This is a genomic window from Nocardioides abyssi, assembly GCF_030412915.1.
GTDB lineage: Bacteria > Actinomycetota > Actinomycetes > Propionibacteriales > Nocardioidaceae > Nocardioides > Nocardioides abyssi.
Genome location: NZ_JAUHJR010000006.1, coordinates 127,690 through 153,428, shown reverse-complemented (window position 1 = coordinate 153,428; position 25,739 = coordinate 127,690). Strand labels below are relative to the sequence as shown.

At 74.0% G+C, this 25,739-nt stretch carries 26 protein-coding genes; 10 read left to right on the top strand and 16 right to left on the bottom strand.

The window, feature by feature from the left end; all coding sequences use genetic code 11:
* Position 1 precedes the first annotated feature (1 nt).
* The 3 genes from QWY29_RS14695 (at position 2) to QWY29_RS14685 (ending at position 3,422) form a co-directional block, all read left to right on the top strand.
* Entirely contained in the window at positions 2-1,171 is a 1,170-nt protein-coding gene (locus QWY29_RS14695; RefSeq protein WP_300961775.1) for an RtcB family protein, read from the top strand.
* A 25-nt stretch (positions 1,172-1,196) separates the two neighbouring features.
* On the top strand, positions 1,197-2,063 hold the full coding sequence (locus tag QWY29_RS14690; RefSeq protein WP_300961774.1) for an oxygenase MpaB family protein: 867 nt from the start codon (positions 1,197-1,199) through the stop codon (positions 2,061-2,063).
* A gap of 114 nt (positions 2,064-2,177) precedes the next feature.
* Positions 2,178-3,422, top strand: a complete 1,245-nt coding sequence (locus QWY29_RS14685) for an MSCRAMM family protein (RefSeq protein WP_300961773.1) — start codon at positions 2,178-2,180, stop codon at positions 3,420-3,422.
* A gap of 50 nt (positions 3,423-3,472) precedes the next feature.
* Here QWY29_RS14685 and QWY29_RS14680 read toward each other — a convergent pair whose 3' ends face one another.
* On the bottom strand, positions 3,473-3,847 hold the full coding sequence (locus tag QWY29_RS14680; RefSeq protein ID WP_300961772.1) for a nuclear transport factor 2 family protein: 375 nt from the start codon (positions 3,845-3,847) through the stop codon (positions 3,473-3,475).
* 34 nt (positions 3,848-3,881) lie between these two features.
* On the opposite strand from QWY29_RS14680, the gene QWY29_RS14675 reads away from it, so the two are divergent.
* The gene (locus tag QWY29_RS14675) at positions 3,882-4,541 is read left to right on the top strand and encodes an HD domain-containing protein (protein WP_300961771.1); all 660 of its coding nucleotides are present in this window, start codon (positions 3,882-3,884) and stop codon (positions 4,539-4,541) included.
* Here the strand turns inward: QWY29_RS14675 and QWY29_RS14670 are convergent.
* Genes QWY29_RS14670 through QWY29_RS14650 form a run of 5 tightly spaced genes read right to left on the bottom strand, consistent with a single transcriptional unit; the run spans position 4,538 to position 6,814 of the window.
* On the bottom strand, positions 4,538-4,798 hold the full coding sequence (locus QWY29_RS14670; RefSeq protein ID WP_300961770.1) for a DUF4031 domain-containing protein: 261 nt from the start codon (positions 4,796-4,798) through the stop codon (positions 4,538-4,540). The two genes, QWY29_RS14675 and QWY29_RS14670, sit on opposite strands and share 4 nt — an antisense overlap.
* Before the next feature lie 17 nt (positions 4,799-4,815).
* Entirely contained in the window at positions 4,816-5,511 is a 696-nt protein-coding gene (locus QWY29_RS14665; protein ID WP_300961769.1) for a copper homeostasis protein CutC, read from the bottom strand.
* A 9-nt stretch (positions 5,512-5,520) separates the two neighbouring features.
* Positions 5,521-5,754, bottom strand: coding sequence for a hypothetical protein (locus QWY29_RS14660; RefSeq protein ID WP_300961768.1), 234 nt, complete (start codon positions 5,752-5,754; stop codon positions 5,521-5,523).
* Positions 5,751-6,470 (bottom strand): hypothetical protein, encoded by a 720-nt coding sequence (locus tag QWY29_RS14655; RefSeq protein ID WP_300961767.1) that lies wholly within the window; start codon positions 6,468-6,470, stop codon positions 5,751-5,753. The genes QWY29_RS14660 and QWY29_RS14655 overlap by 4 nt, the downstream gene beginning before the upstream one ends.
* Positions 6,470-6,814, bottom strand: a complete 345-nt coding sequence (locus QWY29_RS14650; protein WP_300961766.1) for a hypothetical protein — start codon at positions 6,812-6,814, stop codon at positions 6,470-6,472. The genes QWY29_RS14655 and QWY29_RS14650 overlap by 1 nt, the downstream gene beginning before the upstream one ends.
* 95 nt (positions 6,815-6,909) lie before the next feature.
* Between QWY29_RS14650 and QWY29_RS14645 the strand changes: the two genes are divergently transcribed.
* Positions 6,910-7,254 (top strand): DUF8819 family protein, encoded by a 345-nt coding sequence (locus tag QWY29_RS14645; protein WP_300961765.1) that lies wholly within the window; start codon positions 6,910-6,912, stop codon positions 7,252-7,254.
* A gap of 194 nt (positions 7,255-7,448) precedes the next feature.
* Here QWY29_RS14645 and QWY29_RS14640 read toward each other — a convergent pair whose 3' ends face one another.
* The 3 genes from QWY29_RS14640 to QWY29_RS14630 all read right to left on the bottom strand — a co-directional run bounded on the left by QWY29_RS14640 (position 7,449) and on the right by QWY29_RS14630 (position 11,563).
* On the bottom strand, positions 7,449-8,108 hold the full coding sequence (locus tag QWY29_RS14640; RefSeq protein WP_300961848.1) for a GntR family transcriptional regulator: 660 nt from the start codon (positions 8,106-8,108) through the stop codon (positions 7,449-7,451).
* Between the two features lie 165 nt (positions 8,109-8,273).
* The gene (locus QWY29_RS14635; protein WP_300961764.1) at positions 8,274-10,817 is read right to left on the bottom strand and encodes an ABC transporter permease; all 2,544 of its coding nucleotides are present in this window, start codon (positions 10,815-10,817) and stop codon (positions 8,274-8,276) included.
* Positions 10,814-11,563, bottom strand: a complete 750-nt coding sequence (locus QWY29_RS14630) for an ABC transporter ATP-binding protein (RefSeq protein ID WP_300961763.1) — start codon at positions 11,561-11,563, stop codon at positions 10,814-10,816. Before QWY29_RS14630 ends, QWY29_RS14635 begins: the two co-directional genes overlap by 4 nt.
* 151 nt (positions 11,564-11,714) lie before the next feature.
* Between QWY29_RS14630 and QWY29_RS14625 the strand changes: the two genes are divergently transcribed.
* The 3 genes from QWY29_RS14625 (at position 11,715) to QWY29_RS14615 (ending at position 15,343) form a co-directional block, all read left to right on the top strand.
* Complete coding sequence (locus QWY29_RS14625; protein ID WP_300961762.1) at positions 11,715-12,356, top strand: alpha-ketoglutarate-dependent dioxygenase AlkB; 642 nt, start codon at positions 11,715-11,717, stop codon at positions 12,354-12,356.
* Positions 12,357-12,429: 73 nt separating this feature from the next.
* Positions 12,430-13,902, top strand: a complete 1,473-nt coding sequence (gene gnd / locus QWY29_RS14620; RefSeq protein ID WP_300961761.1) for an NADP-dependent phosphogluconate dehydrogenase — start codon at positions 12,430-12,432, stop codon at positions 13,900-13,902.
* A 49-nt stretch (positions 13,903-13,951) separates the two neighbouring features.
* Positions 13,952-15,343 (top strand): MFS transporter, encoded by a 1,392-nt coding sequence (locus QWY29_RS14615; RefSeq protein ID WP_300961760.1) that lies wholly within the window; start codon positions 13,952-13,954, stop codon positions 15,341-15,343.
* Here the strand turns inward: QWY29_RS14615 and QWY29_RS14610 are convergent.
* Genes QWY29_RS14610 through QWY29_RS14595 form a run of 4 tightly spaced genes read right to left on the bottom strand, consistent with a single transcriptional unit; the run spans position 15,321 to position 19,886 of the window.
* Positions 15,321-16,067, bottom strand: coding sequence for an SRPBCC family protein (locus QWY29_RS14610; RefSeq protein ID WP_300961759.1), 747 nt, complete (start codon positions 16,065-16,067; stop codon positions 15,321-15,323). The two genes, QWY29_RS14615 and QWY29_RS14610, sit on opposite strands and share 23 nt — an antisense overlap.
* The gene (locus QWY29_RS14605) at positions 16,067-16,927 is read right to left on the bottom strand and encodes an FAD binding domain-containing protein (RefSeq protein WP_300961758.1); all 861 of its coding nucleotides are present in this window, start codon (positions 16,925-16,927) and stop codon (positions 16,067-16,069) included. The genes QWY29_RS14610 and QWY29_RS14605 overlap by 1 nt, the downstream gene beginning before the upstream one ends.
* On the bottom strand, positions 16,924-19,413 hold the full coding sequence (locus tag QWY29_RS14600; protein ID WP_300961757.1) for a xanthine dehydrogenase family protein molybdopterin-binding subunit: 2,490 nt from the start codon (positions 19,411-19,413) through the stop codon (positions 16,924-16,926). Before QWY29_RS14600 ends, QWY29_RS14605 begins: the two co-directional genes overlap by 4 nt.
* A complete protein-coding gene (locus QWY29_RS14595) occupies positions 19,410-19,886 on the bottom strand; it encodes a (2Fe-2S)-binding protein (RefSeq protein ID WP_300961756.1) in 477 nt (158 codons plus the stop codon). Before QWY29_RS14595 ends, QWY29_RS14600 begins: the two co-directional genes overlap by 4 nt.
* A gap of 359 nt (positions 19,887-20,245) precedes the next feature.
* Here QWY29_RS14595 and QWY29_RS14590 point away from each other — a divergent pair, with 359 nt between their 5' ends.
* Positions 20,246-21,514 carry an HNH endonuclease signature motif containing protein gene (locus tag QWY29_RS14590; RefSeq protein WP_300961755.1) on the top strand — a complete coding sequence of 423 codons (1,269 nt, stop codon included), beginning with the start codon at positions 20,246-20,248 and terminating at the stop codon, positions 21,512-21,514.
* Positions 21,515-21,796: 282 nt separating this feature from the next.
* Positions 21,797-22,315, top strand: coding sequence for a nuclear transport factor 2 family protein (locus QWY29_RS14585; RefSeq protein WP_300961754.1), 519 nt, complete (start codon positions 21,797-21,799; stop codon positions 22,313-22,315).
* On the opposite strand, the gene QWY29_RS14580 is transcribed toward QWY29_RS14585, so the two are convergent.
* The 3 genes from QWY29_RS14580 to QWY29_RS14570 form a co-directional block, all read right to left on the bottom strand.
* Complete coding sequence (locus QWY29_RS14580; protein WP_300961753.1) at positions 22,312-23,328, bottom strand: alpha/beta hydrolase; 1,017 nt, start codon at positions 23,326-23,328, stop codon at positions 22,312-22,314. The genes QWY29_RS14585 and QWY29_RS14580 overlap by 4 nt on opposite strands.
* A 21-nt stretch (positions 23,329-23,349) precedes the next feature.
* Positions 23,350-24,570, bottom strand: a complete 1,221-nt coding sequence (locus tag QWY29_RS14575) for a sigma-54-dependent transcriptional regulator family protein (protein WP_300961752.1) — start codon at positions 24,568-24,570, stop codon at positions 23,350-23,352.
* A 75-nt stretch (positions 24,571-24,645) separates the two neighbouring features.
* On the bottom strand, positions 24,646-25,734 hold the full coding sequence (locus QWY29_RS14570; RefSeq protein WP_300961751.1) for an alpha/beta hydrolase family protein: 1,089 nt from the start codon (positions 25,732-25,734) through the stop codon (positions 24,646-24,648).
* Between the last annotated feature and the right edge of the window lie 5 nt (positions 25,735-25,739).

Below are 25,739 nucleotides of genomic sequence, written 5' to 3'. Positions count from 1 at the left end.
CGTGGAACGGATCAGCCCCACCCTGCTCAGCTGGGCGTCGGTGCTCGGGGAGGGCACCCGCGCCCAGGCCGTGACGACCGCGTCGATGCCCTTCATCCACCCGCACGTCGCGCTGATGCCCGACGCCCACCTCGGCCTCGGCGCGACCGTCGGGTCGGTGATCCCGACCAGGGGCGCGATCATCCCGGCCGCGGTCGGCGTGGACATCGGCTGCGGGATGATCGCGGTCCGCACCCAGCACTCCGCCGCCGACCTCCCCGGCGACCGACGGCGGCTCCGCGAGGCGGTCGAGCGGGCGGTGCCCCTGTCGGCGGGCGCTCACAACGACGCGGTGACCCGCGACTACACCCGGGAGCGGCTGGCCGTGCTGCGCCGCGAGGCCGAGGAGATCGGCCTGGACCCCGCGTCGTACAGCAGGCACTGGGAGCTCCAGCTCGGCACCCTCGGCAGCGGCAACCACTTCATCGAGGTCAGCATCGACGAGGAGGACCGGGTCTGGCTGTTCCTGCACTCCGGCTCCCGTGGCGTCGGCAACAAGATCGCGCAGAAGCACATCGCGGTCGCCCGCAAGCGGTGCGAGCGCGAGGGCATCGACCTGCCCGACCGCGACCTCGCCTGGCTGGCGGAGGGCACCGGCTCGTTCGACGCCTACATCCGCGAGATGCAGTGGGCGCAGCACTACGCGCTCCTCAACCGCGAGGAGATGATGGACCGCCTCGTCACCGAGGTCGAGCGGTGGACCGGCGGACCCGTCGAGCGCACCGAGGAGATCAACTGCCACCACAACTACACCGAGCGCGAGGAGCACTTCGGCGAGGACGTGTGGCTCTCCCGCAAGGGTGCGATCAACGCCGAGGCGGGCCGGCCCAGCCTCATCCCCGGCTCGATGGGGACGGCGTCGTACGTCGTCGTCGGCCGCGGCGACGAGGACTCGCTCCGCTCAGCGCCGCACGGGGCGGGGCGGAGCTTCTCGCGCACGCGGGCGCGCAAGACGTTCTCCCAGGACGACCTGCGGGCGGCGATGGCGGGCATCGAGTACCGCGACACCTCCGCCTTCATCGACGAGATCCCCGCCGCCTACAAGGACATCGACGTCGTCATGGCCGACGCCCGCGACCTGGTCGAGGTCCGGCACGTGCTGCGGCAGATCGTGAACGTCAAGGGCGACTGACCGGCTGCTCCGTAGGCTCGATCGCGTGACCACGGTGCGCGAACGACTCGGCGAGGCACTCTTCCTGCGGGTGGCGGGGCCGGACGGCGCCAAGCAGGCGGCGCGCATCCACGGCCGCCCCGGCCCGCGCTGGTTCGAGCCCGACAGCCCGATCGCGCGGGTGCACGGCGACGCCTCGATGTTCGTCGGCGGCATCCGGGCGCTGCTGCTCCAGACGCTCCACCCGGCCGCGATGCGGGCGGTCTCGGAGCACTCCGGCTTCCGCGGCGACATGTGGGGCCGGCTGGCCCGCACCAGCACGTTCCTGGCGGTCACGACCTTCGGGCACGCCGACGACGCGCAGCAGGCGGTCGACATGGTGCGCCGCATCCACGACCGGATCACCGGCACGATGCCGGACGGGTCGACGTACGCCGCCAGCGACCCGCACCTGCTGAGGTGGGTCCACGTCGCGGAGGTCGACAGCTTCCTGCTGGCCCACACGACGTACGGCGCGGAGCCGCTCGACCAGGCCGGGCGCGACGAGTACGTCGCCCAGGTCGGCGAGGTCGCCCGCCGGCTCGGCGTCGTCGACCCGCCGAGGGACGAGGCCGAGCTGCGCGAGGCGCTGGCGGCGTACCGCCCCGAGCTCCGCGGCACCCCCGAGGCCCGCGAGGCCGTGCGCTACCTGCTCTTCAAGCCGCCGCTGCCGCTCCCGGCCCGCGCGCCGTACGGCGTGCTCGTGGCGGCCGCGGTCGGGCTGATGCCGGCCTGGACGCGCCGCCACCTGCTGCTGCCGTGGCTGCCGGTCTCCGAGCGGACCGTCGTGCGGGTGCTCGGCTCCTTCGCGGTCGGCACGATCCGCTGGGCGATGACCGCCGGTGGCCCGGCCGCGCGCCGCGAGGCCTCCTGAGCCTGCCGGGAGCACCCGGGGGCCACCCGGCAACGACCCCGTGTGACGGGATCTTGAGGCAACGCTGAGCCGATCTTGCACGCGGACGGGGACCACCTTCCTAGGCTGGGCCCCATGGGGAACCGCACCGCCCGCCGTCGTGCCTCGGCGCTCGCTCTCGTCATCGGCCTGCTGGCCTCGCTGCTGGCGCTGGTGGCGACGGCCACGCCCGCCCAGGCGGCCAACGGCACGGTCCGCGGCCAGGTGATCAACCCGCAGGGCGGGAAGGTCAACCTCAAGATGCTGTGGTTCGCCAAGGACTGGCGCTTCCTCGGCGAGCGCCGGGTCACCTCCGACATCTACTCGCTCTCGCTGCCGCCCGGCACCTACCACCTGCAGTTCGTCGACCAGCGTCCGTCCTACGACGTCACCAAGTACGCCCCGGCCGACGTCACCGTGCGGCTCGACTCGGGCCAGCGCGTGCAGAAGGACGTCCGGCTCAAGCGCGGCGCCGCGATCACCGGCACCGTCCGCGCCGGCGGCAGGCCGGCGGCCGGCGCCCGCGTGGTGGCCGCCAACACCTTCCGGCAGTCCTACGAGACCAAGGCCAACAGCAAGGGCCAGTTCGCGATCGGCGGCCTGCCGGGCAGCAGCTACTCGGTGTGGGGCTACGACCGCACCGCCCAGTTCGTCGGGCCGAGCGTCTACCTGCGCGGTCTCAAGCGCGGCAAGGTCGCCAACACCAAGGTCGCGCTCGGCAAGCGCGGCGGCAGCCTCCTGGTCGACCTGCAGAAGCCGGACGGCAGCCGGATGAAGGGCACCTTCTTCGTCACGGTCAGCAGCAAGCGCACCGGCCAGTTCTGGACCGCCAAGGCCAAGGGCGGGACGGCGACCTTCCAGGGCCTCTTCCCCGGCAAGTACGTCATGGACGCGCCCGGCGTCGGCATCTACCTCGCCCGCCGCGGCAACGTCTCCGGTGCCTTCGTCAAGGCCGGCCGTGCCGACCTCGCGAGCACCTTCCGCTGGACCAAGCGCGGCGCCTGGGTCACCGGCACCGTCGTCGACGAGACCGAGCCCGACGTCGCGCTCGGCGGGGCGCAGGTCCTGCTCTTCGACAAGTCCGGTGCCAAGGTCGCGACCGCGACGACCAACGCCTCCGGGCGGTTCACCCTCAGCGGCGCGATCCTGACCCAGAAGGGCATGACGATCGTCGCCTCGCCCGGCCCCTACACCGACTACCTCGGCCCCGGCGACGCCGGCAAGTGCCGCTTCGGCCGCACCGAGCTCGGCGGGATCTCGGTGCGCACCAGCGAGCAGACCGACGTCGGCGACGTGCTGCTGCCGCGCAAGCCCGGCCAGAGCGGCGAGTGCGCGGCCTGAGCCGGGCCTGAGCGGCGGGGCCTGACGGGTCTCTCGGGAGAGCGGCTGGGTCAGGCGACCGTCATGTCGGCGTCGCCCCAGTAGGCCCGCATCGTGGTGATCCGCGCGTCGTCGTCGAAGGTCATCACGTCGAAGGGCGCCAGCACGTAGGTCTGGTCGCCCGCCCTCGTCCGCACCTCGAAGGCGAAGACCGCCTCCCCCGCCACCACGCGCGCGTCGACCAGCCGGGTCTCCTGCTCGAGCCCCTCGAGGGTCGCGTAGAAGGCGTGGATCGCCTCGCGGGTCGTCAGCGGCTCGCTGCCGACCGGGTCCTCGACGGTCGCCCCGTCGGCGTACAGCTCGACGATCTGGTCGGCGGTCCCGGTCGCGACGAGCTCGACGTACCTCTCGACGACGGCGCGGACGGCTTCGTTGCTGGCTGGCATGGCCCGCAACCTAGCGGTTTGCCAGACTGGGCGGGTGGACGTCGACCATCTGCTCACCTCCTGGCCGCTGACCACCGGCGAGGAGGTGCGCGACCAGCTGCTCGCGGCGTACGCCGCCCCCGACCGCGACTACCACGACACCCGGCACCTCGCCGAGGTGCTCGACCGGCTCGACGAGCTCGCCGGGCACGGAGCCGCCTTCGACCGACTGCCGGTGGTGCTCGCGGCGTGGTTCCACGACGGGGTCTACGACGGGGAGCGCGACGCCGAGGAGCGCTCGGCCGCGTGGGCCGAGGAGGCCCTGCGCGGGCTGGCCGACCCCGCCCTCGACGAGGCCGCCGTCGCCGAGGTCGTGCGGCTCGTGCGGCTGACCGAGACCCACCGCCCAGAGGACGACGACGCCCACGGCTGCGCGCTCTCCGACGCCGACCTGGCGATCCTGGCGGCGCCGCGGGAGCGGTACGACGAGTACGTCGCCGCCGTGCGCCGCGAGTTCGCCCACCTCGACGAGGACACCTTCCGCGAGGGCCGCACCCAGGTGCTCCTCTCGCTCGCCGAGAAGGAGCACCTCTTCCACACCGCGTGGGCCCGCGAGCACTGGGAGGGCCCGGCCCGCGCCAACCTGGCTCGCGAGCTCGACGAGCTGGCCGCGCCGGCTCAGTCGGCTGGATCGGCCGGGGTCGCGTCGGCCTAGGCGCCGCGCTTGCGCCGCCGGAGACCGGCCGCGACCAGGCGGGCGACCAGCTCGCGCGAGCTGACCGGGGCCGCTCCGGAGGCGACGACCCGCTCGTACCACTCCGACGGCACGTCGTAGTGGTCGCGGTCGAAGCCGCGCTCGGGGATGCCGAGCCCGCGCGCGAACGCGTGCAGCTCCTCGAAGGAGGAGTCGCTGGCCAGGTGCGACCACAGCCGGCCGTGCCCGGGGGCGTTCGGCGGGTCGACGAGGATCACGGCAGGGCTCCGGCCCCTCAGTCGAGCAGCCGGCGCCACGAGCGCACGTGGCCGGCCTCGACGTAGGAGCGGGCCGACGCACCCGGGCGGACCTGGGTGTCGACGGCGAGCTGGCGGACGCCGGCCCGGAGCAGCCACGGGACCTGCTCGGCCTGCAGGCCACCGCCCGCGACGACCAGCCGCGCGACGGCGGGGTCGGCGGCGACGGCCAGCAGGTCGTCGTACCCCACGGCCATGCCCTGCGGGGACCCGGCCGACCGCACGCCGGCGAGGCCGGGCAGGCCCAGCACGCGGCGCCACGACCGGCGTGGGTCGAGGGTGGCGTCGAAGGCCTCGGAGAAGACCCAGGGCAGCCCGTCGGGCAGCTGCTCGGCGAGCGAGGTGCAGACCGCGACGTCGACCTCCAGGTCGGCGTCGAGGAAGCCGACGGTGTAGCCGGCGGCGCCGCACGCGGCGTAGTCCGCGGCCAGGCCGACCAGCCGAGCGAGCTCCGCGCCGGTGGTGGTCCAGGAGTCGGTGAGCCGCAGGTCGACGAGCACCGGCAGGGACGACTCGCGGCAGACGGCCGAGACCAGCGCCGGCTCCGGCGACCGGCCGCCCGGCGTGGCCAGCCGCAGCCGGTCGGCTCCGCCCTCGGCGGCGCCGGGCACGTCGCGCTCGTGCGCGACCGCCACCTCCAGCACCGTCGCCCGCGCCGCTCCGCCCGTGTCCACGGGCCCAGGCTAGGGCGCGTGGCCGCCCGCCGGGGCCCACCGCCGCGCCACGTCGGCCAGCACGCGGCCGACCAGCGCCGGCGGCGGGTGCTCCCACACCTCGTCCCACGACGTCCGGCCGGTGCCGACGCGGGCCGCGAGGGCCTGCAGCTCGACCGGCGCGTCCGGCCCGCAGGCGGCTGCGAGCGACTGGCGCATCCCGGCGTCGAGCGGCTCGGCCGCGGTCGTGCGGTCCGCGCTCACGCGGCCAGCTCCGCGAACGCCGCGAGCCGGTCGCGCTGGGTGTCGGCCCAGTCCGCGACGTCGCGCTGCAGGGCGAGCACGGCCTCGACCAGCTCCACCACGCGGCGTACGTCGTCGACGATGTCGGTGACCGCGTCGAGCCCGCGCAGCGCGAGCTCCGCGCCGAACGCCGCCCAGCCGGCCGGCCCACCGACCCGGGCGAGCAGCCGGCGGGCCAGGCGGGCGATCGCCTTGCCGAGCTCGACGAGCAGCGACTCGACCTGCCGGCCGAGCCGTTCGGAGAAGTCGGCGACCTCGTCGAAGAGCAGCCAGCCGCTGCGCACCACCCCCGCGAGCGCCCGCGCCGAGACCGCCTGCGCGCCGAGGTGCAGGTCGAACGCGGTGCCGGCCAGGCCGTCCCACCGGCGGTCGACGGTGGTGGCGACGAGGGCGAGGTTGTCCGACCAGGTGGCGAGCGCGTCGGCGACCTGGCGACACGCGGTGGCGTTCTGCCGGATCGCGCCGTAGTCACCGGTCAGCGGGAGGACCAGCAGCTCCTCCAGCGAGCCCTCCGGCAGCAGCGGCAGGCCCGCCCCCACCTGGTTGAGCGCGCGGATGCCGGTGTTGACGACGTCGCGCAGCGCCGAGATCGAGGCGTCCCAGGCCTCGAAGGTCGCGTCGTGGCGCAGCTCGGCCCGCCCCGGTGCTGGGTCGTGCAGGTGCAGGTCGACGAGCATCACGCCGCCTCCGGGTGCGGCACGGGCAGCTCGGGCACGCGTGGCAGGCAGCCCGGGACGGCCGCGTCGGACGCCTCCAGCTCGCGGGTGGCGACCTCGACGCCGTGGCGCAGGTCGGCGAGCGCGTCGACCGCCGTACGTCCCGCCGACTCGAACGCCGCCCGCACCACCCCCATCGCCTCCGCCAGCGGGCGCAGCAGGCACACCGGGCTCGGCTCGAAGCCGTCCGGGCGCGCCACCCACCGCACGGCGTGGGCCGTGATGTCCGCGGCCTGGCCGGCCGTCTCGTCGAGGATCCCGGGCAGCCGCCGCAGGTCGTCCCAGTCCGTCACCGCTAGGTCCATCTCTCCACCTCCCGAGCCACCGGCCGCGACGTGCGGCCGGTGCTCCCGGGTTGCCCGGCGGACGCCCGGCTTGAAACGCGAGCGACCATGGACCTGTGGACAACGCGCTGCTGATGAACGCCCGGGCCCGGGTGCTGGCCGACCTCGAGGCACGTCGCCACGCCACCCCCGCCGCCGTCTCCGCCCTCGAGGACGCTTGCTCCGCCCGCCAGTGGTGGGCCGAGCAGTGGCCCCAGGGCGAGGTGTACGTCGCCGGGCTGGTCGCCCAGGACGTCCAGGACGCCCTGCTGGAGACCGCCGGCCGGTGGCCGCTGTGCCTCGGCTGCGGCGCCGACGCCCCCGAGCACGCGCTCTACATCCAGCCCGACCTCGGCGGCCCCGACCCGGTGTGGGTGTGCGAGGAGTCCGGGCAGGCCGTCGCGCCGCTCGGTGGGCTCTGACCGGGGTCTGACCGGGGTCTGACCGGGCGGTCACCCGGCGCGCGGGCCTGCCGGGTCCGCCGTACGTCTGGGCCGTCCAGAGCCTCTCGGGCGCGGACATCTCAGGGGAGTCCTGCACTTATCGGGGCAGATCTGCCCCGATATGTGCAGGGGTCACCGGTTAACCGGTGACTCCTGCAGGCCGGTGATCCGGCTCAGCCCTCCTGGCCGAGCTGGACCCAGAGGGTGAACCGGTCGGCGCGGTAGACGGTGCGGGAGACCTCGACGACCTTCTCGCCGGCGATGGCGCGGCGTGAGTGCCGCAGCACCGAGGCGCCGGGCTCGACCTCGAGGAGGGTGGCCTCCTCGGGGGTGGCCTTGTCGGCGGTGATGGAGTCCTCGGCCCAGGTCGGGCGCAGGCCACGCGACTCGAGGGCGTCGTACAGACTGGTGGGCATGCCGCTCTGCAGGAAGCCGGGCAGGAGCACCTCGTTGAGGTAGGCGTCCTCCAGGCACATCGGCTTGGCGTCGGCGCGGCGCAGGCGGCGCCAGTGGATGACGGCGTCACCCTCGCTGAGGCTCAGCGCCCGGGCCACGCCGGGGCCGGCCTGCTCGCGGCGGGCGAGGAGGGTCTGCGACTCGGCCAGCAGGCCGCGACGGTTCATCTCCTCGGTGTAGCCGGTGATCTTGCTGGCCGTGCGACGCGGGCGGGCGACGAACGTGCCGCGGCCCGGGATGCGCTCGAGCAGCCCCTCGACGACCAGGGCGTCCATGGCCTGGCGCACGGTCATCCGCGCGACACCGAAACGGTGGACCAGCTCTCGCTCCGAGGGAGCGGGCGATCCGGGAGCGCACCCAGTGACCAGGGAACGCACGTACTCGCGCACCTGGACGTGCTTGAGCGCACGCCCGTCAGTCACCAGCACTTCGTCCACGGACCTGAGACTAGGCGGACCAGACCACCGCTGTCCCGGGATTGGTGAAGAACCGCCCGCGGAATTCGCCCCGCCCGACGACGCGCGGCGCGTCCGACCCCCGGCTCAGTCGGTGGCGATGGCGCGGAGCACGTCGAGCCGGGCGGCGCGCCGGGCGGGCAGCACGGCGGCGAGCACGCCGACGACGACCGCGACGGCGAGGAACGCAGCCAGCTGGCCGACCGGGACGCTGACGACGTCGAGCCCCTCGTCGCGGAGCGCCCGCATCAGGGCGACGCCGAAGAACGTGCCGAGCACGGTGCCGAGCACCGCCCCCAGCACGGCGATGACGACCGACTCGAGGGTGATCATCAGCCGCAGCTGCGCGCGGCTGAGCCCGATCGCGCGGAGCAGGCCGACCTCGCGGGTCCGCTCGATCACCGACAGCGCCAGGGTGTTGACGATGCCGAGCACCGCGATGACCAGCGCCAGCCCGAGCAGCGCGAAGATCATCAGCACCAGCTGGTCGATCGGCTCGCGCTGCTCCGCGGCGAAGCCGGCCTCGTCCTTGACCGTCACCACCGGGCTGTCGGCGACGACCTCCTCGAGCCGCTCCTGCAGCCCCGCCCCGCGAGCGCCGTCCTCGGCGTCGACCACCACGTAGTTGTCGCGGTCGGCGAAGCCGGCGTCCAGCAGCGTGTCGACGGTGGTGAGCAGCGGGAAGAACACGATCGGGTTGTCCTCGAAGAGGCCGACCACCTCCCACCGCGCCTCGCCGGTCGGCAGGTCGAGGGTGACGGTGTCGCCGACCGTGAGCCCTTCGTCCTCGGCCCACGACTCCTCCACGACCACGGTGCCGTCGCGCAGCGGGTCCGCGGTGCCCTCGACGAGGGTGAGCCCGAGGTCGTCCACGGTGTCCGGATCGGTCGCGGAGACGCCCTGGCCGTCGCCGTCGCGCTCGCCGAACGCGAAGCGTTCGCGCAGCACCGACGCCACCCCGTCGACCTCGGCCATCCGGTCGGCGATGGCCGGGGAGAACTCGCCGCCGAAGGCGCTGCTGACGACGTAGTCGCCGACGAAGCTCTCCGCCACCGAGCGGTCGACGGTCGCCTTCGCGGAGTCGCCGACGATCGCCATCGTGCAGGCCAGCGTCAGCCCGATCATCAGCGCCGAGGCGGTGGCCGTGGTGCGGCGCGGGTTGCGCAGGCCGTTCTGCCCGGCGAGGTTGCCGACCGCCCCGAAGACCCGTGCGTACGCCGCCCGCGCGGCGCTCAGGAACGGCCGGCTCACCACCGGGCTGGCCGCGGCCACCCCCAGCAGCACCGCCAGCACGCCGAGGCCGACCCACCAGCCGGCGCGGGGCACGTCGGCGAACAGGCCGGCCGCCAGCGCGGCCAGCCCACCGACGACCAGCGCGAGGCCGGCCCACAGCCGACGGCGCATCGAGCCCTCGGGGAGCGCCACGTCGTCGCGCAGCGCCTGGACCGGGGCGATCCGCGCGGTGCGGCGGGCCGGCAGCCATGCCGCAGCCATCGTGACGAGCACGCCGACGGCGTACGCGGCCAGCACGGTGCGCGGCTCGAACACCAGCCCCTGGCCGGTGAGGTCGAGGCCGAAGGAGGAGGTGACCGCACGGATGCCCTGGGCGAGCAGCACCCCGAGCCCCAGCCCGACGGTGGAGCCGACCAGGCCGAGCACGAGCGCCTCGAGCTGGACCGACCAGGTGACCTGTCGCGTGGAGGCGCCGAGCGCGCGGAGCAGCGCGAGCTCGCGGCTGCGCTGGGCGACCAGGATCGAGAAGGTGTTGACGATGAGGAAGGAGCCGACCACCAGCGAGATGCCGGCGAAGATCAGCAGGAAGGTCGTCAGGAACGACACCGCCTCCAGCAGGTCCGAGGCGCTCTCGTCCGCAGCGTCGTCGCCGGTCACGGCCTCCACGCCCTCGGGCAGCACCTCGCGCACCCGCGCGGCCAGCTCCTCCTGGGAGACACCGTCCTCGGCGGTGACCCAGGCGTCGTTGAAGACGTCGCGCCCCTCGAGGAAGAGCTCCTGCGCGGTCACGGTGTCGAACTGCGCGAGCGTCGCGCCGTTGAGCGACCCGCCCTCGGCGAACTCCGCGACGCCGACCAGCTCGGCCTCGAGGTTGAGCCGGTCGGTGGAGGTGACGAAGGGGATCGTGTCGCCGACGTCGTACCCACCCCGCTCGGCGGTGCGCTCGTCGAGCACCACCTCCCCCTCGCGCCGGGGCTCGCGGCCCTCCTGCACGACCAGGCCGGAGAGGCCGTGGCCGGCGGGCGCGTCGTTCCAGTTGCCGCCGAGCGCGGGCGGGCCGAGGCCGCCGACGACCTTGCCGTCGGTGTCGACGACGAAGACCCCGACGGCGGTGACGTTGCCGTCGGCGCGGGCCGCGCCCGGCACCTCCGCGAGCTCGTCGACGAGCGCGGCGGGCAGCGTCTGCGTCGACGGCGAGCCCTGCGTGGTGGTGCCGCCGACCGGGCGCACGACGACGTCGCCGACGGTGGAGGCGAAGAGCGCGGTGAAGCTGCGGCCGAGCGTGTCGGAGAAGACGAGCGAGCCGGTCACGAACGCCACGCCGAGCACGATCGCGAAGGTGCTCATCAGCAGGCGCAGCTTGCGCCCCAGCAGGCTCTTCAGCGCGGCGCGGATCATGCCGGCGCGCTCATCCTCGCCATGACCTCGAGCACCTGCTCGCGGTCGGGATGGCGCAGCTCGTCGACGACGCGGCCGTCGGCGAGGAAGACGACGCGGTCGGTGTACGCCGCCGCGACCGGGTCGTGGGTGACCATCACGACCGTCTGGCCGCCGCCCTCCTCGGGCGGAGCGCTCACGCTGCGGCGCAGCAGCTCGAGCACCTCCGCGCCCGCCCGGGAGTCGAGGTTGCCCGTGGGCTCGTCGGCGAAGACGATCCGCGGCCGGCTCACCAGGGCCCGCGCCACGGCGACCCGCTGCTGCTGGCCGCCGGAGAGCTCGTTCGGCTTGTGGTGCAGCCGGTCGCGCAGGCCCACGGTGTCGACCACGACGTCGTACCACCGCCGGTCCGGGCGACGGCCGGCGATCGACAGCGGGAGCACGATGTTCTCGCCCGCGGTCAGCGTCGGGACCAGGTTGAAGGACTGGAAGACGAAGCCGATCTCGTCGCGCCGCAGCCGGGTGAGCGCCTTGTCGCCCATCGTCGTGAGGTCCTGCTCCCCCACCAGCACCTGGCCGGAGTCGGCGGTGTCCAGGCCGGCGCAGCAGTGCATCAGCGTGGACTTGCCCGACCCGCTGGGACCCATGACCGCCGTGAACTCCCCGGCGAGCAGGTCCACGCTCACGTCGTCGAGCGCCCGCACGAGTGCCTGGCCGCTCCCGTAGGTCTTCGTCAGGTTCCGCACGCGCGCGGCCGGCTCGGTCATGGGGGACACGATCCCGCGGACCACCGACGGTGCGCCACCGGGATCACCCCGACCCGACCCCGACGCCACCGCCCACCTCCGCTCACCCCTGCCGGCCTCCCACCCGTCGAGGTGGTTGTCGCTCGAACACGCGTTCGATACCCTGGGGCGCGTGGACTTCCAGACCTCGCTCTTCGCCGCGGAGGCCCCGGCCGAGGAGTCGCGGCGGGCCGTGATGTCCACGGCGCTGGCCGCGCACGTCGAGCGCCGGCCGCTCTCCCACGGCGCCTGGGTCGACGTCTGCCGCACCTGGCTGCCGCAGCCCGACGACGTCTTCGCGACCCTCGTCTCGGAGGTGCCGTGGCGGGCCGACAAGCGGCAGATGTACGACCGGCTCGTCGACGTGCCGCGCCTGCTGCACACCTACATGATCGGCGAGGAGCTGCCGCACCCCGTGCTGACCGACGCCCGCGAGGCGCTCAGCGACCACTACCGGCCCGAGCTCGGCGAGCCGTTCCGCACCGCCGGCTGCTGCTGGTACCGCGACGGCCGCGACAGCGTCGCCTGGCACGGCGACACCATCGGCCGCGGGTCGTCCCGCGACACGATGGTCGCGATCGTCTCGGTCGGCGACCCGCGCCGGCTCCAGCTGCGCCCCCGCGGCGGCGGGGAGTCGATCTCGATCGAGATGGGCCACGGCGACCTGCTCGTCATGGGTGGCTCCTGCCAGCGCACCTGGGAGCACGCGGTGCCCAAGGTCGCCTCCGCCGGCCCGCGCGTCTCGGTGCAGTTCCGCCCGTTCAACGTGTTCTGACCCCCGACCCCGGCGGCACGGACACCCCACCCCCGGGCACCCCGGCTTGGACGGGTGGGGTTCGCTGGAGGACATGGCTGACCCCACCTCCGGCCCCACCCCCACCGCCACCCCCACCGCGACGATCGGGCTCACCGGGCTCGCGGTCATGGGCCGCAACCTGGCCCGCAACATCGCTCGGCACGGCCACACGATCGCCGTGCACAACCGCACCGCGGCCCGGACGACCTCGCTGCTCGAGGAGCACGGCGACGAGGGCTCCTTGGTCGCGACCGGCTCGTTGGAGGAGCTGGTCGCCGCGGTCGAGCAGCCGCGCGTGCTCATCGTGATGGTCAAGGCGGGCGAGCCGACCGACGCCGTCGTCGACGCGCTGGTGCCGCTGCTCGACGAGGGCGACATCGTCGTCGACGCCGGCAACGCCCACCCCGACGACACGACCCGGCGCCAGCAGCAGCTCGAGGAGCACGGCCTGCACTTCGTCGGCATGGGCGTCTCCGGCGGCGAGGAGGGCGCGCTCCACGGCCCGTCGATCATGGTCGGCGGCTCCGACCACGCCTACGACCGGCTCGGCCCGGTCGTGGAGTCGATCGCCGCGCAGGTCGACGGCGAGCCGTGCGCGACCCACGTCGGGCCGGGCGCGGCCGGGCACTTCGTGAAGATGGTGCACAACGGCATCGAGTACGCCGACATGCAGCTGATCGCGGAGTCCTACGACCTGCTGCGCAGCGTCCTGGGCATCTCGCCTGCCGAGGTGGCCGACATCTTCGAGGAGTGGAACGGCGGCGACCTGGAGTCGTTCCTCATCGAGCTGACCGCCGACGTGCTGCGCCACACCGACCGCACGTCCGGCACCCCGTTCGTCGACGTCGTGGCCGACGCGGCCGAGCAGAAGGGCACCGGCCGCTGGACCGTGCAGAGCGCGCTCGACCTCGGCGTACCCGTCACCGGCATCGCCGAGGCGACCTTCGCGCGCAGCCTCTCGGGGCACCGCGAGCAGCGCGACGCCGCGCGGAAGGTCTTCGACACCGACCCCGACCCCGTGGAGGTCGACCGCGACCGGTTCGTCGACGACGTCCGCGCCGCGCTCTACGCCTCGAAGGTCGTCGCCTACGCCCAGGGGTTCGACCAGATCGCGGCCGGCGCGGAGGCGAACGGCTGGGACATCGACCTCGGCGCGGTCGCCACGATCTGGCGCGGCGGCTGCATCATCCGCGCCCAGTTCCTCGACCGGATCCGCGAGGCGTACGCCGACGAGCCGGACCTCACCACGCTGCTGACCACGCCGTACTTCGCGCAGGCCGTCCTCGACGGCGTCCACTCCTGGCGGCGGGTGGTCGCGACCGCGGCGCAGTCCGGCGTGCCGGTGCCGGCGTTCGGGTCGTCGCTGTCCTACTTCGACGGCCTGCGTCGCGAGCGGCTCCCCGCGGCGGTCATCCAGCTGCTGCGCGACAGCTTCGGCGCGCACAGCTACCAGCGCACCGACCGCCCCGGGACCTTCCACACGGCGTGGGCCGGCGACCTCGCCGAGGTCGAGATCGAGGCCTGAGCTCCCGATCCGTGGAACGTCGGGGGCGGGTGCCAGAATCGCGCCCCTGATGAGCAGCACCGAACCATCGGGCGCGCCCGACCGCGCCTCCTCCGCGCCGCCCCGCCTGACCCTCTCCTCCTTCTGGCACGACCTCCCCCGCGCCGGCAAGCTGCTGTTGTCGGTGGTGGTGCTGGAGTTCCTCGGCACCGGCCTGGTGCTGCCCTTCCACGTCGTCTACCTCAACGAGGTCCGCGGCATCGCGCTCAGCGACGTGGGCCTGCTGCTGGCCGTGCCGCCGCTGGGCGGGCTGCTCGTGGTCGGGCCGAGCGGCACCGCCATCGACCGGTTCGGGGCGCGCCGCATCCTCATGGGCACGCTGGTGCTGCTGGGCGTCGGCAACGTGCTTCTGGCGGCGGCCACCACACCGCTGGCGGCCGGCGTCGCGCTGGCGCTGACGGGCATCGCGGCCGGCGTCTCGTGGCCGGCGTCGCAGAGCCTCATCGCGGCCGTCGTGCCGCGCGAGCTGCGGCAGCGGTACTTCGGGGTCAACTTCACCCTGCTCAACCTCGGCATCGGCATCGGCGGCGTCGTGGGCGGCGTGGTGGTCGACGTGGACCACGCGGCCACCTTCCAGGCGATCTACCTCGCCGACGCGGCCAGCTACCTGCCGGCGCTGGTGCTGCTCGCGGTGCCGCTGCGCCACGTCGCGGGCCGCCCCGAGCGCGAGCCGGGCGCGGCGCAGGAGCCGTCGTCGTACGCCGCGGTGCTGCGTCGCCCGGCCGTGGCCTCGCTGATGCTGCTCGGCTTCAGCGCGTCGTTCGTCGGCTACGCCCAGCTCAACGCCGGCATGCCCGCCTACGCCCGCGCGGTCGGCGAGGTGTCCACGCAGGGGCTCGGCATCGCGTTCGCCGCCAACACGCTCGTGATCGTCGTCCTCCAGCTGGCCGTGCTGCAACGGATCGAGGGACGCCGGCGCACCCGCGTCATCGCGGTGATGGCGCTGATCTGGGCCGGGGCCTGGCTGCTGCTGGGCGGCTCGGGGCTGGTGCCGGGCACGGTCGGCGCGACCGTGCTGGTCGCCGCCTGCGCCTCGGTCTTCGCGCTGGGCGAGACGCTGCTGCAGCCGACGATCCCCGCGCTGGTCAACGACCTGGCGCCCGACCACCTGCGCGGCCGCTACAACGCGCTGAGCTCGGCGGCGTTCCAGTCCGCCCAGGTCATCGCGCCGCCGGTGGCGGGCTTCCTGGTCGGCCACTCGCTGGGGGACGCGTACGTCGGCCTGCTGGTGGCCGGCTGCCTCGCCGTGGCCGTGCTGTCGGTGGTGCGCGTGGAGCGGCAGCTGCCGCCGGGGGTGAACGGCGTACGGGCGCCGGCTCCCCTGGAGGAGACGGCGCCCGCACTGGCGGATGCGACCGGCGAGCCGTTCGCCGGGCCGGTCAGCGGCTCCGGCGGCGCCTGAGCAGCACGAGCAGCACCACCACGAGCAGCCCGATGCCGGCCTGCTTGCCGTAGGACTTCAGCAGCACCGGCAGCACCGACGCCCCCAGGTCGAGCGCGTCGTCGGCGGGACCCGGCCCGGCCGCCGGCGCCGGCGCCGGGCGGGGCGCGGCCGGCGGCGGCCCGGCGTCCGCGACGACCGGCGCCACCTCGTCGGCGGCGACCTGCTGGGCCGCCGACGCCTCGACCGGGGTCGGGGCGTCGACCGCGGCGGGGGGCTCGGGCTCCGGGTCCGGCTGGGCGGTGAGCCGCTGCTCGAGGCAGGCGACGAACTGGCCGAGCAGCTTGTCGGAGACGTCCTGCATGACGCCGCGGCCGAACTGGGCCGGCTTGCCGGTGATCGACAGGTCGGTCACGACCACCACGTCGGTCGCGCTGCTCTCCCCCGAGGGAGCCATCGTCAGCGTGACCGTCGCGCCCGCGGTGCCGTTGCCCCGCTTGTCCTTGCCCTTGGCCTCGACCACGAACGAGTGCGCGGCCTCGTCCTTCTCGACGAACGTGCCGGTGCCGCCGTACACGAGCGCGATCGGCCCCAGCTTGACCTTCACCGTGCCGGTGAAGGTGTCGCCCTCGATCGAGGTGACGACTGCGCCGGGGAAGCACTCCGCGACCGACGCGATGTCGTTGAAGTGCGCCCAGGTCTCCTCGACGCTGGTCGGGACGGTGAACTCGTGACGGAGGTCCATCAGCCGGTTGCTCCTGCCGCGGTCAGGACGGCCCGCCGGGTGAGGACCGTCGCGAGGTGGCGACGGTAGTCGGCGTCCCCGTTGAGGTCCGAGGGCGGGTTGGTGCCCTCGGCCGCCCGCGAGGCGGCCTCGCGCACCCCGTCGGCCGTCGCCGGCTGCCCGACCAGGGCCTGCTCCACGGCGTGGGCGCGCATCGGCGTGCTGCCCATGTTGGTCAGCCCGATCCGCGCCTCGGCGATCGTGCCCCCCTCGACGCGCACCGCCGCGGCGACCGCGACGATCGGCCACTGGTGGGCGACCCGCACGAACTTCTCGTAGTGCGCGCCCCAGCCGGTGTGCTTGGGCAGCCGGACCGCCACGAGGATCTCGTCCTCGCCGATCGCGGTCTCGAAGAGGTCGACGAAGAACTCGTCGGCCGGCACGGTCCGGGTGCCGCTCGGCCCCTGCACGACGAACTGCGCGCCCAGCGCCAGCGTCGGCGCCCCGAGGTCGCCGGCCGGATCGGCGTGGGCCAGCGCCCCGCCGAAGGTCCCGCGGTGGCGGATCTGGGCGTCGGCGAGGTGCTCGACGGCCTTGCTCACCAGCGCGGCGTGCTCGGCGACGAGAGGGTCGGAGCCGACCACGGAGTGCTGGGTCATCGCGCCGACGACGATCGCGTCGCCGTCGTCGCGCACCCCGCGCAGCGAGGTGATCTTCCCGAGGTCGATCACCATCTCGGGGGCGTTGAGCCGCATCCGGAGCACCGGCAGCAGGCTCTGCCCGCCGGCCAGGATCTTCGCCTCGTCGCCGTGCTGGGCGAGGGCCGCGAGCGCCTCCTCGACGGTGGTCGGGGCGAGGTAGTCGAACTGTGCGGGGATCACTGGGCGTCTCCTGCGGTCCGGTCGACGGTGCCTTCCATGCCCGTCGAGGCGTCGAAGTGCGGGGCGGCCGCACCCGTGGTGGGCTCCTGCCCGGAGCCGGCGTCCTGGATGGCGCGCCAGACCCGCTCGGGGGTGCAGGGCATCCGGATGTCGGTGATGCCGAGGTGGCGCACCGCGTCGACGACGGCGTTGACGACCGCCGGGGTCGAGGCGATGGTGCCGGCCTCGCCGACGCCCTTGGTGCCCAGGGTGTTGGTCAGCGACGGGGTCGTCGTGTGGTCGACCTCGAAGCTGATCGTGTCCGCCGCGGTCGGCAGCAGGTAGTCGACGAACGAGCCGGACACCAGCGTGCCGGAGTCGTCGTACACCGCCTCCTCCCACAGCGCCTGCGCGATGCCCTGCACCAGCCCGCCGTGCACCTGACCGGACACGATGAGGGGGTTGATGACGTTGCCGATGTCGTCGACGCAGACGTACTTGCGCATCGTCAGCTCGCCGGTCTCGGTGTCGACCTCCATCGCGCACAGGTGGGTGCCGTGCGGGTAGTTGAAGTTGACGGGGTCGTACGTCGCGTCGGAGTCCAGCGACGGCTCCATCCCGTCGGGCAGGTTGTGCGCCGCGAAGACCGCGCCCGCGATCTCCTGGATCGCGAGCCCCTGGTCGGTGCCGCGCACGCTGAACCGGCCACCGCTGAAGTCCAGGTCGTCCGCGGACGCCTCGAGCAGGTGCGCCGCGACCGCCTTGGCCTTCTCGACCACCTTGTCGGTGGCCTTGACCAGCGCCTCCCCGCCGACGACCAGCGAGCGCGAGCCGTAGGTGTCGAGCCCCTTGGCCGAGACCTGCGTGTCGCCGTGGAGCACCTCGACGTCCTCGAAGGGCACCCCGAGCCGGTCGGCGACGATCTGGCTGAACGCCGTCTCGTGGCCCTGGCCGTGGGCGCTGACACCGGTGACCACCTCGACCTTGCCGGTGGCCAGCATCCGCACGCTCGCGTGCTCCCAGCCGCCGGCGCCGTAGTCGAGCTGGCCGAGCACGCGGCTCGGCGCCAGCCCGCACATCTCGGTGAACGTCGAGACGCCGAGGCCGAGCTGGACGGGGTCGCCGGACTCACGGCGGCGGCGCTGCTCGGCCCGCAGCTCGTCGTACCCGAAGAGCTCCTTGGCGCGGGCGGTGGCCGCCTCGTAGTTGCCCGAGTCGTACTCCAGGCCCGCCACCGTGGTGAACGGGAACTCCTCGTGCTTGATCCAGTTGTGCTCGCGGATCTCCAGCGGGTCGACGCCGACCTCGGCGGCGAGCTCGTCCATGATCCGCTCGATGGCGAAGGTCGCCTCGGGCCGGCCGGCGCCGCGGTAGGCGTCGGTCCAGGTCTTGTTGGTCAGCACCGTCTGGACCGCGAAGTGGTAGGCCGGGAACTTGTAGATCGCGTTGAACATGAACGCGCCGAGCACCGGCACGCCGCCGCCCACCAGCGAGACGTAGGCGCCGAGGTCGGCCAGCAGCTCGACCTTGAGGCCGGTCACGTTGCCCTCGCGGTCGGCCGAGAGCGTCAGCTTCTGCCATTGGTCGCGGCCGTGGTGGGCGGCCATCAGCGACTCGCTGCGGGTCTCGGTGTACTTCACCGGCTTGCCCGTGCGGCGGGCCAGCGCGACGGTGATCCACTCCTCCGGCGTCGTCTGCAGCTTGCCGCCGAAGCCGCCGCCGACGTCGGGGGCGATGACGCGGAGCTTGGACTCGGGGATGCCGGTGGTCGCGGCGAGCGCGAAGCGCAGGATGTGCGGGATCTGGGTCGCCGACCACACCGTCAGCTGCTCCCCGGTCGGGTCGACCACCGTGGAGCGCGGCTCCATGAAGGCCGGGATCAGGCGCTGCTGGCGGTACTCCCGCTCCAGCACGATCCCCCCGTCGCGGGCCTGGGTGATCGCGTCCTCGACGTTGCTGCCGGTGCCGGCCTCGGCGGAGTCGAAGACCCAGTACGCCGACTTGTTGCTGCCGAGGTCCGGGTGCGCCAGCACCGTGTCCGCCGCCGCGTCCTTGAGGTCCAGCGCGGCCGGGAGCTCCTCGTAGTCGACGTCGACCAGCTCGGCGGCGTCGCGCGCCTCGGCCGCGCTGCGGGCGACCACGACCGCGACCACCTCGCCGGCGAAGGCGACCCGGTCGATCGCCACCGGCAGGTGGGTCGGCGTCTTCTGGTCGGGGGTGATCGGCCAGGCGTTGATGAGCACGCCCTGGGTCTCGGCCAGGTCCTGGCCGGTGACGACGTCGACGACGTTGGGGCTCTGCTTGGCCTCGCTCGTGTCGATGGCCGTGATCCGGGCGTGGGCGAACGGGCTGCGCACCATCGCCAGGTGCAGCATCCCGGGCAGCTGGATGTTGTCGGTCCAGCGCGTGCGGCCGGTGATCAGCCGTTGGTCCTCCTTGCGCCGCCGGTCCTTGCCGATCTCGCGCTCCGGCGCCTCCGACTCCGGTCGGGCCTCGGTGGCGGTCATGCCTGCACCGCCTCCCCCTGGCCGGCGGCGTGCTGCACGGCCTTGACGATGTTGTGGTAGCCCGTGCAGCGGCACAGGTTGCCCTCGAGCCCGAGCCGGATCTCATCCTCCGAGGGGTGCGGGTTCTCCTTGAGGAGGTCCACGCTCTGCATGATCATCCCCGGCGTGCAGTAGCCGCACTGGAGTCCGTGGCACTCGCGGAAGGCCTCCTGCACCGGGTGCAGCTGACCGTCCTTCGCCAGGCCCTCGATCGTCGTCACCTCGCCGCCGTCGGCCTGGACCGCCAGCACGTTGCACGACTTCACGCTGGTGCCGTCGAGGTGGACGGTGCAGGCCCCGCAGTTGCTGGTGTCGCAGCCCACCACCGTGCCGGTCTTGCCGAGCTTCTCGCGGAGGTAGTGGACGAGCAGCATGCGCGGCTCGACGTCGTCGGCGACCTTCGCGCCGTCGACGGTGAGGTTGATCCGGACCATGACTCTCCTCGGGTTGTGCGCCGGGTGTGACCCGGCTCACGCTAGGCCCGCACGGTTGGGGGATCGTTGGTCGCGTCGCGAGCCTTGGTGGGCGGTGATCGGACCCCGGGTAGCCGACCTTCGGCCTGCGGGCCGTGAGTGGTCGGGGCGGAGGCAGTTATGGGGACGAGGTACGCCGTGGGTCGCGCGCCGCCGCCGGCCTTCGGCTGGGCTGCCGGCTGCTGTCTCCGGCTGGTTGAGGAGGGCCGCCAGGCCCGTCTCGAAACCCGCCGAGAACTCGTTGAAGTTGTCGTCCGAGTAGTGGTCTGACCTGGGGAAACAGCCCCGCCACTGTCGGTGCTCGCTGCTTGAGTAGACCCATGACCAAGGACTCCCGACCCACCGCGCACCCGGTGTGCCGCGCGGTCGCGAAGTCCCACAAGAAGGTCGCCGCGACAGCCGAGGCACGGTTGTGGTCGATGTCGGACACCGAGGTCTCCGAGGCGCTGGTCGAAGCCACGCGCCTCCGTGCACGCGTCGAGGCCCTCGAGCTCCGCCTGGCCGCCGAGGCCGACCGCCGCGCAGTGGGCGACAAGGTCGGCGCGACCGACACCGCGTCCTGGTGGTCCCACGAGACCCGCCAGGACCGGCCGGCCGCGAAGCGCCGCATGCGGCTGGCCGAATCCCTCGACCGCCACGCACCCACGTCCGCCGCACTGGCGGAAGGCGCGATCAGCGTCGACCACGCCAGGGTCATCACCGAATGCGTCGACAAGCTCCCCAACGACCTGGCCGACTCGACCATCCCCGAGCGCGCAGAGAAGCACCTCCTCAACGAGGCACTCGACCGCGACCCCACGTCGCTCGCCATCCTCGCCAAGCACGTCCTGACCGTCGTCGCCCCTGAGATCGGCGAGGAACGAGACGCCCGCGCCCTCGAGCGCGAGGAACGCGAAGCCCGCGCCAACGCCTGGCTCACGATGTGTCCCGACGGCAAGGGCTCGGTGCGCGGCAAGTTCTCCCTCCCCACCCTGCACGGCGAGATGCTCAAGAAGATGCTCCTCGCCTTCGCCGCACCGAAGCACCAGGCAGCCAACAAGCAGGATGACCAGCACCAGTCTGAGGTCGTGGAGCGGAGGCCGTCACCAGAGCGGATGGGCGACGCGTTCTGTGAGCTCCTCGAACGACTCCCCGCCAACACGCTCCCCCAGCTCGGCGGCCTGAACGCGTCGGTCGTCGTCCTCATCGACTACACCGACCTCACCAGCGACGTCGGACGCGCGACCCTCGAGTCCGGCGAACCGATCTCCGCCTCCCTCGCCCGGCGGATGGCCTGCGAGGCCGGCCTCCTCCCGGCGGTGCTGGGTTCGAGGTCCGAGCTGCTCGACCTCGGCCGCACCTCCCGGTTGTTCTCCGGCGCCCAGCGCCGCGGGCTCGCGATCACCCATCAGACCTGCACCGCGGTCGGGTGCGACTGGCCGGCGCATCTGTGCCACGCCCACCACGACGACAGCTGGCTGCGTGGTGGCAAGACAGATTTCGCCAACGCCCGGCTGCTCTGCCCCAGACATCACGCCCGCATCCACGACCCCCACTTCGAGACCACCCGCCATCCGAATGGCGGTGTCTCGTTCCACAGGCGGACATAGGCCTGCCGCGTTCTTGATCGGACGTTCGACCGAGAACGCGAACCACGCCCGCACCCGCGCAGGGCAGCAACCACCCGACGGCCGGACGACAGTTGCAGCGCCCTGCGCACCTCACCAGGTCTCGTCGACGCTCGCCAGCGCTCGCTGCTCGACCAACGGTCGGGTCTCGTCGACGCTCGGTTTCGAGACGGCGCTGGCGCGCCTCCTCAACCCACCGGCCAGGGCTCGCTGCTCGACCAGCGGTTGGCGCTGCTCGGCCGGCGGGTGCGCCAGGGTGGGGGCGTGACGAGCGAGCGGGACGACCGGGCGGAGATCTACGACCTGGTGTGCTCCTACTGCCGGGCGGTGGACCGGAGGGACCTCGCGGGGGTGCGGGCGTTGTACGCGCGCGACGGCGTGGACCACCACACGGGGTTCGACGGTTCCGCGGACGAGTACGTCGCGTGGCTGGCCAAGATGCTGCCCGCGCTCGACGGGACGATGCACCTGCTCGGGAACCACCTGGTGGAGCTCGCCGGCGACGAGGCGGTGGCCGAGACCTACGGCCAGGCCGTCCACTGGGGGACGCCGGCCGACGAGCCGGCACTGAACTTCACGACCGGGTTCCGCTACGTCGACCACCTCGTCCGCGAGGACGGTGCGTGGCGGATCCGCGAGCGGTGGGCGGTGCGGGAGTGGATCCGGTCCGACGCCGGCCGCCTGCTGCCCGGCACGGGCTCGGGGCCACGAGCCGGCCGCCACGGCAACGACCCGTGGGACCTCGCCGTGGGCCGGCTGCCGGACCGGCCAAGGGCCGACTAAGCAGGGGCGGGCTGGCCGATCGCGGCGCGCAGGGCGGCACGGGCGGCGGCGCGGAAGCGGGCGGTGCCGGGGGCGGCGTCGCCGAGGAAGGCGTCGGCGGCGTGGTACATCCCCGGCTCGACGTGGACGTCGCAGGCGACGCCGGCGGCGCGGAGGCGGGCGGCGTACTCCAGGTCCTCGTCGTGGAAGAGGTCGAGGTCGCCGACGCCGATCCAGGCCGGCGGCAGGCCGGCGAGGTCGGTGCGACGGGCGGGGACGGCGTACGGCCGGTCCTCGCCGTCGTCGGCGAGCTCGTGGCCGAGGTAGGAGGTCCAGCCGAAGCGGTTGGAGGCCGGCGTCCACAGGAACCGGCCGCGGCCGCCGTGGTCGGCACGCAGGTTGGTCCGGTCGTCGAGCATCGGGTAGACGAGCAGCTGGAAGGCGACCGGCTCCCCCTCGTCGGCGGTCCGCTGGGCCAGGGCGGCGGCGAGCAGACCGCCGGCGCTGGCGCCGCCGACGGCGATCCGCTCCGGGTCGACACCGAGCTCGTCGGCGGACGCACGCAGCCAGGCGAGCGCGGCGGCGCAGTCGTCGAGCGGCGTGGGGAACGGGTTCTCGGGCGCGAGCCGGTAGTCGACGCTCACCACGACGACGCCGACGTCGCGGGCCAGCTCGCTGCACAGCAGGTCGTCCTGGGCGGCGCTGCCCATGACGGTGCCGCCGCCGTGCACCCAGAGCAGGGCGCCGCTCGGCCGCGTGCGACCGACGGGTTCGTGCACGCGGACGGCCGCGCCGCCGGGCAGGCCGCGCACGGTCACCTCCACGCCGTCGACCGGGGCCGTCGCGACGCCGTACACGCGGCGGGCCAGGGCCAGCACGGCTGGGTTGCTGATCGCGAGCGGCGCCCACAGCGCGGCGATCCGCATCGTGCGCGGCACCTCGCGGACCGCGCGGGCCCGGGCGAGGACCGCGCCACCGGCGGCGGCACCCAGGGTGATCGGGGCGAGCGGCAGCAGGCGCAGGCGCGACGTCATCTGGCCGACGCTAGCGACCGCTCAACCGCGGGCGACGGCCAGCCTCCCCTTGAGCAGCGGCGCGGCCGGGTGGGTGGTGCCGGCGAGGCGGGCCAGGCAGGTCTCGAGCACCTCGGCGTCGTACGGCGCGAGCTCGCTGTAGCGCACGACGGCGTCGGGCTGCGGGTCGGCGAGGAGCGCCTCGCGCAGCGCGACGGCGACGTAGTCCGCCAGCTCGTGGAGCGCCGGGCTGTTGGTGCCCGGCAGCAGGTCACCGCCGTAGGCGTCGACCGCTGCGGCGACCTCGCCCCGCCGCAGCAGCGCGAGCACGTGCTCGACGTCGGTGGCGACCGGCATGAGCAGCCGGTAGGGCCGCGAGGACAGCTGCCCGCCGAGGGCGGCCCGCAGGTGGGAGACCTCGGCCTTGAGGGTGGAGAACGTGACGGCCTGGTCGCCGTAGACCAGCGCGTGCAGCTGCTCGAGCGAGAGGCCCTCGGGGTGCATGGCGAGCAGCGCGAGCACCTCGGTCTGCCGGCGGTTGAGCAGCAGCCGCTGGCCGTCGAGACGGGTCTCCGCGGTGCCGAGCAGGGTCATCACCAGGCCGGGGTCGTGCGTCTCCTCCAGGCCGGGGTGGGTGCGCGAGCGCGGCATCGCCTGCTCGATGAGCCGGGCCATCACCCGGGCGGTCGCGAGGCCGATGGGGTGGGTGCGTTCCCAGGTGGTCGACAGGTCGAGCACGCCGAGCTGGGCGCCGGTGACGGGGTCGTGCACGGGCGCCGCCCAGCAGACCCAGTTGTGCACGATCGGCGCGTAGTGCTCGGCGCTGAAGACCATCGACGGCTTGCCGAGCCGGTTGGCGAGGTCGAGGGCGTTGGTGCCGACCGAGCGGTCGTCCCAGCGGCCACCCGCCACGAAGTTGACGGTCTCGGCCTTGCGGCGCATCACGCGCCCGCCGTAGGTCCACAGGATGCGGGTGTCGGGGTCGGTCACGGCGACGACGAGGTCGCCGTCCTCGGCGGTACGCCGCAGCTCGGACTCGACCCGCTCGACGGCCACCTGGAGGGGCGACCCGCGCCAGCGGTCGGCCGTCTCGCCCTCGTCGGCCAGCGGCGCCTCGGTGACGTCGGTGCCGACCGCGGTCGAGCGGCCCCAGCTGCTGAGGATCTCGGGGCGCACGACGCCGCCGGCGTCGCCGTGCTCGACGAACGACGCCCACGCGCGGACCGCCTCGCGCCGGCGGCCCTCGAGCTCCCCCACCGTCATGCCCGGGACCGTAGCACCGTCGCGTGACCGGGGTCACAGGTCCGAAGTCACCCGCCCAGGGTCATCAGTCCTGGGTCACCGGTCGAGCCGCTCCTCCAGGAACCGGACGGTGCGCCGCATCGAGTCGGCGAACCGCGGCCCGAACGCGTGCCCCTCCCCCGCGTAGACCTCCAGCTCGGCGTCCGCACCGGCCCGGCGCAGCAGGCGGTGCGTCGCCTGCGACCAGCCCGGCGGGCAGGTGTCGTCGGCGGTGCCGTGCAGCAGGAGCACCGGCTCGGTGACCCGGTCGAAGAAGGTCCGCGAGGACAGGTCGCGGTAGAAGCGCGGGTTGTCCTGGGGCGTGCCGAAGCGGTCGTGGTAGCGCGCCAGCTCCTGGGGCCGGTTGGGCTCGGTGAACTGGCGGAGGTTGTCGACGAAGCGCGAGCTGACCGAGGCGAAGACCACCGCGGCGTCGACCAGCCCCGGCTCGGCGACCAGGGCGTTGAGCGTGACGCCGCCGCCCATCGAACGACCGAGCATGGCGAGCCGGTCGGTGTCGACGTACGGCTCCTGCTCCAGGGTGCGCACCGCCCCGATCGCGTCGCGGGTGTAGGCCAGCCGGGTCTCGCGGTCGACGTCGCCGACCGGGTCGGACCCGGCGTGGCCGCGGTAGTCGGTGTGCAGCACGACGAACCCGGCCGCCGCCAGCCACTCCTGCTCGCGCGAGAGCCCGCGGCCGAGGGTGTAGATCGCGGGGTCGATGTAGCCGTGGTTGAGCACGACCGCGGGGAACGGGCCCTTCCCGCGCGGGACGAGCAGCTCGCCGGAGACGGTGGCGCCGTCGACGGTGTACGTCGCCGCCCAGCTGCGCCAGCGCGCGGTGCTCGCCAGCGGCTCGGTGCGCCGCAGCCGGCCGGCCTCGACCTCCTCGCGCATGAGCGCCGGCAGGGAGACCCGGTGCCGCACGGGCGGGAGCGCCGCGGGGTCGGTGCCGACGTCGGGCCCGGCGTTCGGCTCGGGACTGCCCGTGCCGCTCGGCGCGGGCGCGCTCGACGACGGCACGGGCGTCGCGGGCGGCGTCGTCTCGGTCGGCCCGCCGCCGGGGTCGTGCACCGGCTCGTCGCTGCACGCGGCCAGCGGGACCGTGAGCACGGCCGCCAGCGCGAGGGCGACGAGCCGCCGCATCAGGC